At 67.4% G+C, this 9,405-nt stretch carries 11 protein-coding genes, 1 tRNA gene and 1 pseudogene; 4 read left to right on the top strand and 9 right to left on the bottom strand.

The features are described from left to right. Window positions 1-352: 352 nt before the first annotated feature. The 4 genes from NKF06_RS18230 to NKF06_RS18215 form a co-directional block, all read right to left on the bottom strand. Window positions 353-556, bottom strand: coding sequence for a hypothetical protein (locus tag NKF06_RS18230; RefSeq protein ID WP_253246222.1), 204 nt, complete (start codon window positions 554-556; stop codon window positions 353-355). Between the two features lie 51 nt (window positions 557-607). Then, the gene (locus NKF06_RS18225; protein ID WP_253246221.1) at window positions 608-883 is read right to left on the bottom strand and encodes a hypothetical protein; all 276 of its coding nucleotides are present in this window, start codon (window positions 881-883) and stop codon (window positions 608-610) included. Window positions 884-1,140: 257 nt separating this feature from the next. Continuing rightward, a tRNA-Arg gene (locus NKF06_RS18220) sits at window positions 1,141-1,214 on the bottom strand. Window positions 1,215-1,257: 43 nt separating this feature from the next. Beyond that, entirely contained in the window at window positions 1,258-1,635 is a 378-nt protein-coding gene (locus NKF06_RS18215) for a YccF domain-containing protein (RefSeq protein ID WP_058568370.1), read from the bottom strand. A 137-nt stretch (window positions 1,636-1,772) separates the two neighbouring features. Between NKF06_RS18215 and NKF06_RS18210 the strand changes: the two genes are divergently transcribed. Together NKF06_RS18210 and NKF06_RS18205 are read left to right on the top strand one after the other, a co-directional pair. Continuing rightward, the gene (locus NKF06_RS18210; RefSeq protein WP_253246220.1) at window positions 1,773-2,342 is read left to right on the top strand and encodes an AAA family ATPase; all 570 of its coding nucleotides are present in this window, start codon (window positions 1,773-1,775) and stop codon (window positions 2,340-2,342) included. 2 nt (window positions 2,343-2,344) lie between these two features. Next, window positions 2,345-2,761, top strand: coding sequence for an RNA-binding domain-containing protein (locus NKF06_RS18205; RefSeq protein ID WP_058828728.1), 417 nt, complete (start codon window positions 2,345-2,347; stop codon window positions 2,759-2,761). A 42-nt stretch (window positions 2,762-2,803) separates the two neighbouring features. On the opposite strand, the gene NKF06_RS18200 is transcribed toward NKF06_RS18205, so the two are convergent. The 4 genes from NKF06_RS18200 to NKF06_RS18185 form a co-directional block, all read right to left on the bottom strand. Next, window positions 2,804-3,805 carry a nucleoside recognition protein gene (locus tag NKF06_RS18200; protein ID WP_253246219.1) on the bottom strand — a complete coding sequence of 334 codons (1,002 nt, stop codon included), beginning with the start codon at window positions 3,803-3,805 and terminating at the stop codon, window positions 2,804-2,806. A 79-nt stretch (window positions 3,806-3,884) separates the two neighbouring features. Then, window positions 3,885-4,445, bottom strand: a complete 561-nt coding sequence (locus NKF06_RS18195) for a magnesium transporter (RefSeq protein WP_253246218.1) — start codon at window positions 4,443-4,445, stop codon at window positions 3,885-3,887. Then, window positions 4,446-5,027 carry a magnesium transporter gene (locus tag NKF06_RS18190; RefSeq protein WP_058828712.1) on the bottom strand — a complete coding sequence of 194 codons (582 nt, stop codon included), beginning with the start codon at window positions 5,025-5,027 and terminating at the stop codon, window positions 4,446-4,448. 123 nt (window positions 5,028-5,150) lie between these two features. Then, a complete protein-coding gene (locus NKF06_RS18185; RefSeq protein ID WP_058828713.1) occupies window positions 5,151-6,545 on the bottom strand; it encodes a signal recognition particle protein Srp54 in 1,395 nt (464 codons plus the stop codon). Between the two features lie 90 nt (window positions 6,546-6,635). Between NKF06_RS18185 and NKF06_RS18180 the strand changes: the two genes are divergently transcribed. After that, window positions 6,636-7,652: a D-2-hydroxyacid dehydrogenase gene (locus tag NKF06_RS18180; protein ID WP_253246217.1), complete on the top strand. Its 1,017-nt coding sequence runs from the start codon at window positions 6,636-6,638 to the stop codon at window positions 7,650-7,652. A 33-nt stretch (window positions 7,653-7,685) separates the two neighbouring features. Then, the gene (locus NKF06_RS18175; protein ID WP_253246216.1) at window positions 7,686-8,303 is read left to right on the top strand and encodes a LysE family translocator; all 618 of its coding nucleotides are present in this window, start codon (window positions 7,686-7,688) and stop codon (window positions 8,301-8,303) included. Window positions 8,304-8,339: 36 nt separating this feature from the next. Here the strand turns inward: NKF06_RS18175 and ftsY are convergent. After that, a pseudogene (ftsY, locus tag NKF06_RS18170) lies at window positions 8,340-9,323 on the bottom strand (signal recognition particle-docking protein FtsY); the annotation flags it as partial. Between the last annotated feature and the right edge of the window lie 82 nt (window positions 9,324-9,405).

The raw sequence follows: 9,405 nt of genomic DNA, 5'->3' as shown, positions 1-9,405 counted from the left end.
CGCCGTCCGCGACGCCGACCGCGTCCACGTCGCCGACGGCGGCGTCGTCGTCGAATCCGGCGCGCCGAGCGACCTGCTCGCGGTCCCCGGCGTCTACGCCCGTCGCTACGGTGCCGAACTTGGCGCGAACTTCGCCGACCCGGGAAAAGACGTCGCCGACGAGTGACGGGTCGGCCGACGCTCGCCCCTCCGGTCCGCCCCAACGTTCACCACCGGTCCCGTGGTAGCGGTACGTATGGGCGAGAGAGCGTGTTACCGCGAGTTCTGTCCGGACTGCGACGCACCGGTGACTATCGTCGACGACGAGTGCCCCGAGTGCGGCCGGGAGTTGGCAGTCGTCTGAGAGCCGGCGTCACTCGGACACTCGCGCGTCGATGTGGTGGACCGCGTGCGGGGAGAGATACCGGCCGCCCGGAACCTCGACCCAGCCGTTGACGAGCACGCGGACCGGCCCCTCGTGGAGCACGGACTCCATCTCGGCGTCGCCGTAGACGACCGCATCGTCTATCGTCTGTTCGAACCGTCCGTCGAACGGGGAGTCAGATGCGAAGACCATACACGAGGCAACTGGGCGACACGTAATGAGAATAGTGGGGGGTCGGGGTGTTCACGACGACCCAGCATCGCCAGCATCGACGCGACGGGCGAGTAAATCGACCACCACCGAGACAACGAGCAGGGCCGCGACGAGTTGGAGGCCGCGGGCCACGTCCAATCCGAGCGACGCCGCGATGCCGAATCCCTCGATGATGTAGAGCGTCGCGGCGACGAGTCCCAGACTACCGAACAGAGATCTCGCGAATCGGCCGCCGAGGCTCGTCACGAAATTGTAGGCGGCGACGCCGAAGACGACCGTGGCGGCGACGATACCGAGAACGTCCATGCGAGGCGTCTCGCACCGCTCGACTAAGACATTGTTTATTTTCTAACTAAATTGGCCACCGAGTATCCGAGAGCAGCCCCCGGTAGTCGTCGAGGACAGAGACCGTTCAGGGCTGGAGAAGGCGAGACCGACCGACGATGTCGCTCGCCGATTTACCACAGCGACAGAGCACGACGGCCAATGAAAAGAGCGCGACGGGATTGAGCAAACGCGAAGCGTTTGCGATGTCCGTCGCGCGAGCGAGGCCTTCGGCCGAGCGAGCGCGACGGGATTCGAACCCGCGACCATCGGATTAGAAGTCCGACGCTCTGTCCGACTGAGCTACGCGCCCTCGATGCCCACAAACCGGCCCTGCAAGAAAAACGAATCGGGTTCTACCCGTCGAACCGGTACAGCGACGTGACCGCCGGGAGCCGGTTGAGCATCCAGATGCCGACGGGGAGGCCGACGATGGTGAGCGTGAACAGCACCGCCACGTTCGCCCAGACCCAGCTCAGCCACCAGCCGACGAACACGAAGTAGACGGCGCGGACGATGATTGACCGCTGGCCCCGAGACGAGTCGGGTTCGAGCCGCGATTTCGGCTCCTTCAACGAGAGCACCGTCGGCACGAGATTGATGAGTGCGACGCCAAGCGGGATGCCGATGACGGTCGCGTTCAGGAACCACGCGACGTTGACGACGGCGGGCGTCGCCCACCATCCGACGAAGACGAACCAGATGGCGCGGACGACGAACGAACGCTGAGACATACGCGTAGTACGCGGGGCGAGGCGAAAAGCAGCGGGGTGAAAAAGTGAGACATGTCGGCGACGAGAGAGCGGCGAAACCCGCCACCCGAAGCGACGTGAAGGGAGGCTTTAACAGCGCCAACGCGGTAACACCGGCTATGAGAGTCATCGGGACGGTCGGCCTGCCGGGAAGCGGCAAGGGCGAACTCGCCGAGGTGGCCCGCGAAGCGGGCGTGCCCGTCGTGACGATGGGCGATGTCATCCGCGAGGAGTGTCGCAAGCGCGGCCTCGACCCCGCGACGGACCACGGGAAGATAGCGACCGCGCTCCGCGAGGAGGAGGGCGACGCCGCCATCGCCGCTCGGTCCCTGCCGATGGTCGAAGACTACCTCGAATCGAACGACGTGGTGCTCGTCGACGGCCTCCGGTCGGGCGTCGAACTCGACCGCTTTCGGGAGGCGTTCGGCGACGGGTTCGTCCTCGTGAGCGTCGAAGCGCCGTTCGAGACGCGCGCCGAGCGCCTGCTCGACCGCGACCGCGACGACAGCGACACCGACGTGGAGGCGCTCAAAAAGCGCGAGCGCCGTGAACTCGACTTCGGGATGGGCGACGCGATGGACCGCGCCGACGTGGTCATTCAGAACACCGGCACGCTGGCGGAATACCGCGAGACTATCACGAAACTGTTCGAAGAGGGGCCCGAGGCGGTCGCGGAGGCCGACGCGTGAGCATGATTTACAGCGTCGACGTCCGCATCGAGGTCCCCGTCCGCGACACCGAGGTCACCGACCGCGTCGGCGACGCCGTCGAGAACATCTTCCCCGGCGTCGAACTCGACCACGAACCCGGAACGCTCGTCGGGGAGACTCACGAACTGGAGCGCTTCTCCGAGCGCCTCCACGAGCAGGCCATCCTCGACACCGCCCGCCGCGAGTTCGCGAAGCGCCGCGACGACGACGGCTTTTCGTTCGCGCTGAAAAAACAGGCCGCGTTCAAGGGCGTCGTCAACTTCTCCGTCGGCAACCCCGACGAACTCGGCGACATCGAGGTCCACGTGACCGTCCGCGACCCCTCCGTCGACGAGGTCATCGACTACATCGCACCGCCGACCGAAGACGGGCGACCGGTCGACCCGAACGACCGCTAAAGGGAGCCGAAACCAAGACTGAGACGGCGTTTTCTCGTCTACTCAGGTGACCAGCAGCGCCACCGCGACGGCGATGAAGACGATTTTTAGCCCCGTGTTGACGGCGATGACCTTCGAGCCGAACTCGGGGCCCCAGATGCCGTACTGGAAGGGGATCGACCGCTTGAACGTCGAGACGGCAAAGGAGATGATGCCGCCGATGAGCATCGTCGCCACGGCCTGTTTCGGCGTGAACGTCTCGCCGATGGCCGGTGCGATGGTCGCCGCACCGGTCGTCGTGTCGAACGCGAAGGCGACGACGACGGGGACGGCCGCGCCCGGCAGGCCGACGAGGTTCGTCAGCGGACTGGCGAGCGCCGCGAACGACTCGAGGTCGGTCGTCCGCAGGAGGAGCGTGACGGCCACGTAGACGACGGCGAGTCGCGGGACGATGCGCCGCAGTTTCTTCCACGTGCTCTGGGCCGCGTCTTCGACCATTTCGCGGAGTGAGTCGTCGGTGTCGCCCGCGTCGTCATCCGAATCGACCGCATCGACCGCGCCGCCCGAGCCGTCGGTCTCGGCGACCGCGACCGGCGTCGTGTTTCGGTCCGAGAGGAGCACCGCGCCGGCGACGACGCCGGTCGCGGTGATTGCGAGCGCGATGGCCGCCCGCGCGCCGACGTACATGAAGCCGACCTCGCGGCCGAGGATGGGGATGAGCACCGGCCAGTAGAACGTGAAGATGTGCTGGACGAAGCCGAAGAACGTGTTGATGGTGACGGCGACGAGGGTCGCTCGGTCGTCGAGAACGCCCGACTCGCGGAACTCCGCGAGCATCCCGTAGCCCGCCGTCGTCGAGGCGGCGGTGGTGACGATGGCCGTCCCCACCTCGTCCGGGAGGTTCGCGGGACTCGTCAGATACCGCGAGAGGCCGGCGATGCGCTCGACGAGGCCGAAGGCGACGACGAGGTTCGCGGCGAAGACGCCCACGGCGATGTAGGCGGCGATGCGCGCGACTCGCGGGAGCACCTCGAACAGCACCGGGAGGACGGCCGACGGCTGCACGACCGACGGTCGGTGCCGAGCGAACTAATCGGCGTCGGTCGGCGCGAGGCGGGAGACGAGAGACGGTTCGAACGTCGGGTCAGACGAGCACCTGCGCCACCCCGAACAGGACGACGACGCCCAGCACGTCGCAGACGTTGGTGACGACGGGGATGACCACGTCGTCGGGGTCGAGGCCGAACCGATAGGCGACGTAGGTCGCCGAGAACGTCACGGCGACCGCGAGGACGGCCAGCGAAATCCCGCTGGACAACGCGATGAGGACGACCTTCTGCAGGCCCAGCGACGTGTCACCGGAGACGAGGAGGGTGGCGACCCACGCGCCCGCGCCGATGACGGGGAAGACCGTCACCGCGAGGGCGACCGTGGCGACGGCGTTGCCCGCGAGTTCGTCGTCGCGGGGCGAAAACGAGAGCGTCCCAAGGTGGAACGATGTGGACAGTCGCGCCGCGAGGACGCTCCCGAGGTTCCCCGCGGTCCCGATGGTGACGGGGACGAGCACGAGCAGCGACGGGTAGCGGAGCAGTTGCGCCTCGAAGCTCCCGAGAACGAGGCCGCTCCCGAGTTCGACGAGCGTGAGCACGAGCAGCACCGGGAGCATCGCCCGCGTGATGGCGCGGACGGTCCACTCCGTCGGCACTCAGAACACCCCCGCGACGGCGAGGACAGTTCGGACCGCGATGAGCAGAAAGAGGATGCCGAACACGTCGCCGGTGGTCGTCACGACCGGCCCGACGATAGTGTCGGGGTTGCGCCCGCGGCGGTAGCCCGCGAAGACGACGCTGACGACGACGACGGTCAGGACGATGCCAGAGAGCAGGCCGGCGATAATGGCGACGCCGACGAGAATCGGGAGCGGCGCGACCCGACTGCCGAGAAACGTGAGGAGGAAGTACGCCACGACGGCGGCGAACGTGCTCGTGAGCACGCCGTTGGCGAGCGCGGCCGTCGCGGCGGCCCGGAGTCGCTCGTCGCCGCCGGTGACGCGGGGTTCGATGAGCCCCTGGTGGAGCGCGGTGGCGATGCGAGCGCCGAGCGAGCCGTAGACGTTGCCGCGGGTCGCCAAGAGCGCGGGGACGAGCACGAGAAGCCCCGGCACGGCCCGGAGTTCGGCCCGCATCCCGCCGAGGACGACACCGGCGATGAGACCGCCGACGAGGCTGGCCGCGAGCGCGGGCAAGGCTTCCTTGTAGGCCTCGACCGCCACGTCTCGCACGGTCATTGTGGGGTGCGACGGCCCGGAGCGTTAAAAGTCGGCGGTATCCCGGCGAGCCGCGAGAACCGCGCGGTCGCGGAATCGTGGAATCAGAACCGCAGAGAACCGAGAATCGAATGGAATGCGGGGTTAGAACGGCCCCATGCCGCCGAGACCGCCCATGCCGCCACCGCCGCCGCCCTGGTTCTGGAGCTTCTTCATCATCCGCTGCATGTCGCCGTCGCCCATGTTCTGGAACTGCTTGATGGTCTGTTCCATCATACGGTGCTGTTCGAGCAGTTCCTGTATCGTCTCCTCGTCCTGTCCCGACCCCTGTGCGATGCGCTTGACGCGGGACGCGCCGACCTTTCGCGGGTTCTCCAGTTCCTCTTCGGTCATCGAGTCCATGATGACCTCGAACGCGCGCATCCGGTCTTTCGTCACGTCCATCGCGTCGTCCGGAAGCTGGTCTTTGATGCCGCCGCCGAAGCCCGGAATCATGTCGAGCACCTGGTCGAGCGGCCCCATCTTGTCCATCGCCTCCATCTGCTTTTGCATGTCCTTGAGGGTGAAGTTCCCCTTCATCATCTCCTCGGGGTCCCAGTCCTCGTCTTCGGCCTGGGTCTCGGACATGGCGCGTTCGACGCGCTCGGAGAGCTGTTTCAGGTCGCCCATCCCGAGCAGACGAGAGATGAAGCCGTTCGGTTCGAAGCGTTCGATGTCCTGAACCGTCTCGCCCATGCCGAGGAAGGCGATAGACGAGTCGGTCTCGTTGACGGCGGTCAGCGCGCCGCCACCCTTCGCCGTCCCGTCGAGCTTGGTGATGACGACGCCGCCGATGCCGATGGATTCGTCGAACTGCTGAGCCTGTTCTTTCGCCCCTTGCCCGATTGCCGCGTCGAGGACGAGCAGGTTCAGGTCGGGCTGGACGACGCCCTCTATCTCCTCGATTTCGTCGATGAGGTCGTCTTCGAGCGCGTGGCGACCGGCCGTGTCGACGATGTGCACGTCGGCGTCCTCGGTCGCTTCGAGGCCCTCGCGGGCGATTTGGACCGGGTCGTCGCAGTCGGGGTCGCCGTAGAAGTCGACCTCGGCGCGCTCACACATCTGCTTCGCCTGGTCGTACGCGCCGGGGCGGAAGGTGTCGGTCTGGATGACCGCGGGGCGAAGTCCCTTCTTCGAGAACCACCACGCCATCTTGGCGGAGGTGGTCGTCTTCCCCGACCCCTGGAGACCGGCGAGCATGATCGTCTGCGATTCGAGCGGAATCTCCGTCGACTCGCCGATGAGTTCGACGAGTTCCTCGTAGACGATTTTCAGGACGTGGTCGCGCGCGCTCGTGCCGCCCGGCGGCTCTTCTTCCAGCGCGCGGGTCTTGATAGAGTCCGAGAGGTCCATGACGAGGCTGACGTCGACGTCGGCGGAGAGCAAGGAGCGCTGAATCTCCTTGACGATCTCCTGAACGTCGTCCTCGTCGAGGCGGGACTTCCCACGCAGCTTATCGAGACTGCCGCGGAGGGAACTCCCGAGATTGTCGAGTACCATTGTCCCTTCCTACGCCGTCGCGTCGGTAAAGGCTTTATCCGTCGCGTTCGGGGCCAACACCTATCGGTTCGGCTCCCGACAGCGCACTCGATGACCGCGATTCTCGTCCTCGACCGCCCCACGCACGGTATCCCGGCGTCTGAGTACGCCGACGCCCTCCGCGAGCGCCTGCCCGACGCGACCGTCCGCCACCCGAAGACGACCGCCGAGACGCTCGACGCCGCCCGCGACGCGACCGTCATCACCGGCACGTCGCTCCCCGAGGACGTGCTCGACGCCGCCGACGACCTCCGACTGTTCGCCGGCGCGGCCGCCGGCTACGACCATCTCCCGCTGGAAGCACTCCGCGAGCGCGGCGTCGTCGTCACCAACGCCTCCGGCGTCCACGGCCCCAACATCGCCGAACACGTCCTCGGCTGGCTGCTCATGATTACCCGTCGGCTCGACGAGGGGCTTCGCCGCCAGCGACGCCGCGAGTGGCGACACTTCCAGTCGTACGGCGAGTTGCACGGCTCGACGGCCACCGTGGTCGGTCTCGGCGCTATCGGGCAGGCGGTCGTCGAGCGACTCGACGCGTTCGGCGTCGAGACCATCGGCGTCCGCTACACGCCCGAAAAGGGAGGCCCGACCGACGAGGTGGTCGGCTTCGACGACCTCGAATCGGCGCTCGTCCGCACCGACTTCCTCGTGGTCGCGTGCCCGCTGACCGACGAGACGCGCGACCTCATCGACCGGCGGGCACTGAGCGCGCTCCCCGAACACGCCGTCCTCGTCAACGTCGCGCGCGGCGGCATCGTCGACACCGACGCCCTCGTCTCGCACCTCCGAAGCAACCGACTCCGCGCCGCCGCGCTCGACGTGACCGACCCGGAGCCGTTACCCGAAGACCACCCGCTTTGGGGCTTCGAGAACGTCTACATCACCCCGCACGTCTCCGGTCACACGCCGCACTACTGGACGCGGGTCGCCGACATCCTCGCGGAGAACGTCGAGCGACTGGCGTCTGCGCCGGACGGCGAAACGCCGACGCTCCGCAATCAGGTGGTTCCGAGTCCCGAATCGTGGCCCAGTCCGGACTCGGCGTCGAACCCCGGCGCGAACCCCTGAGCTACTTCCCGCGACGAATCGTAGGCTCGGGCGATGACGACGCTCGCGTTCGGCCTCGATGCCGCGACCTATCTCGCGTTCTGCGGGGCGGCGGTCGCGCTCATCCTCGCGCCCGGCCCCGACACGATGTACGTCCTCGCCCGCGGCCTCGACGGTCGCGGGTCGGGCGTCCGGTCGGCGTTCGGCATCGCCACGGGCGTCCTCTTTCACACGCTCCTCGCGACGGTCGGCGCGGCGGCGCTCTTCCGAACCGTCCCCGAGGCCGCCGCGGCGCTCAAGTACGTCGGTGCGGCGTACCTCGTGTACCTCGGCGTCACCGCCCTCCGAAACGACGAGTTCGACCCCACGGTCGAGACCGACGCCGGGGGGAGTTTTCGTCGGGGTGTCCTCGTCAACGCGCTCAACCCGAAAGTCGCGCTGTTCTTCCTCGCGTTCCTCCCCGGCTTCGCCGGACAGGGCGCGGGAACCGGGATACGGATGGCGAGTCTGGGCGCGACCTACGCCGTCCTCACGGCGCTGTACCTCTCGGTCGTCGCGCTCGGCGCGAACCGACTCGGGTCGAGGCTCGCGGAGACGCGGGTCGCGAGCGCGCTGAACTACGTCGGCGCGGGGACGATGCTGCTGCTCGGAGTCGTGCTCGTACTGGAGTGAGGCGTCCGAAAGAACGGAACGACGGACCGACTACGATTACTCGTCTTCGCCGAGCAGGCGCTCGACCATCTGTTCGGGGTCGAACTTCTCGATGTGGTCGTAGCCCTGTCCCACGCCGAGGAACAGGATTGGCTTGCCCGTCACGTACGCGATTGAGATGGCCGCGCCGCCGTTGGAGTCGGCGTCGGCCTTCGTCAGAATCGCGCCGTCGATGGCGGCCGCGTCGTTGAACTGTCGGGCGCGTTCGACCGCGTCCTGTCCGGCGACGGCCTCGTCCACGAAGAGGGTGAGGTCCGGGCCGACGACGCGGTCTATCTTCTCCAACTGCGCCATCAGGTCGTTCGAGGTGTGAAGCCGACCGGCCGTGTCGCCGAGAACGATGTCGATGTCGTGGGCCTCGGCGTACTCGACGCCGTCGTAGATGACGGCCGCCGGGTCACCGCCCTGCTCGTGGGCGATGAGCTTCTTGCCGAGCGCCTCCGCGTGCTCGCGGATCTGCTCGTTCGCGCCGGCGCGGTAGGTGTCGCCGTTGGCGAGCACCGTCGAGTAGCCCTGCTTCTCGAAGTACTTCGCGAGTTTGGCGATGGTCGTCGTCTTCCCGACGCCGTTGATGCCGGTGAAGATGAGCGTGACCGGCTTGTCGGCCTCGGCGATGCGCTGGTCGAAGTCGAACTGCCCGACGCTGATGACCTCGTAGAGCGCGTCGTGGAGCGCCTCGGAGACGAGTTGTCCCGTACTCTGGACCTGCTTTCGCGTCTCGCCGATGAGCTTCTCGCGGATGGTCTCGAGAATCTCCTCTGCGACCTGCATCTCGACGTCGCTCTGGAGGAGCGCCATCTCGAGTTCCCAGAGGGGGTCTTCGAGGTCTTCTTCCTCGATGACGACTTTCCCCGTGGCGAACGCGGCGGCGCGGCGGAGTCGGCCCGGCCCGGACGAGTCGTCGTCTTCCTCCGCCAGCGCCGCTTTCGCGGCGTCGGAGGCGAGCGACTCGCGCGGCTCTGCCTCGTCGGCTTCGGGGTCGGCGAGCGCGCCTGCGCGGAACAGGGACGTCGTAGGCATCGACGGCGTCCTCGTCCAGCAGTCGGTCGCCGGAGGTGGCGAC

It is taken from the genome of Haloferax sp. AB510 (assembly GCF_024136985.1).
GTDB lineage: Archaea > Halobacteriota > Halobacteria > Halobacteriales > Haloferacaceae > Haloferax.
This window is presented reverse-complemented; position numbering and strand designations above follow the sequence as displayed.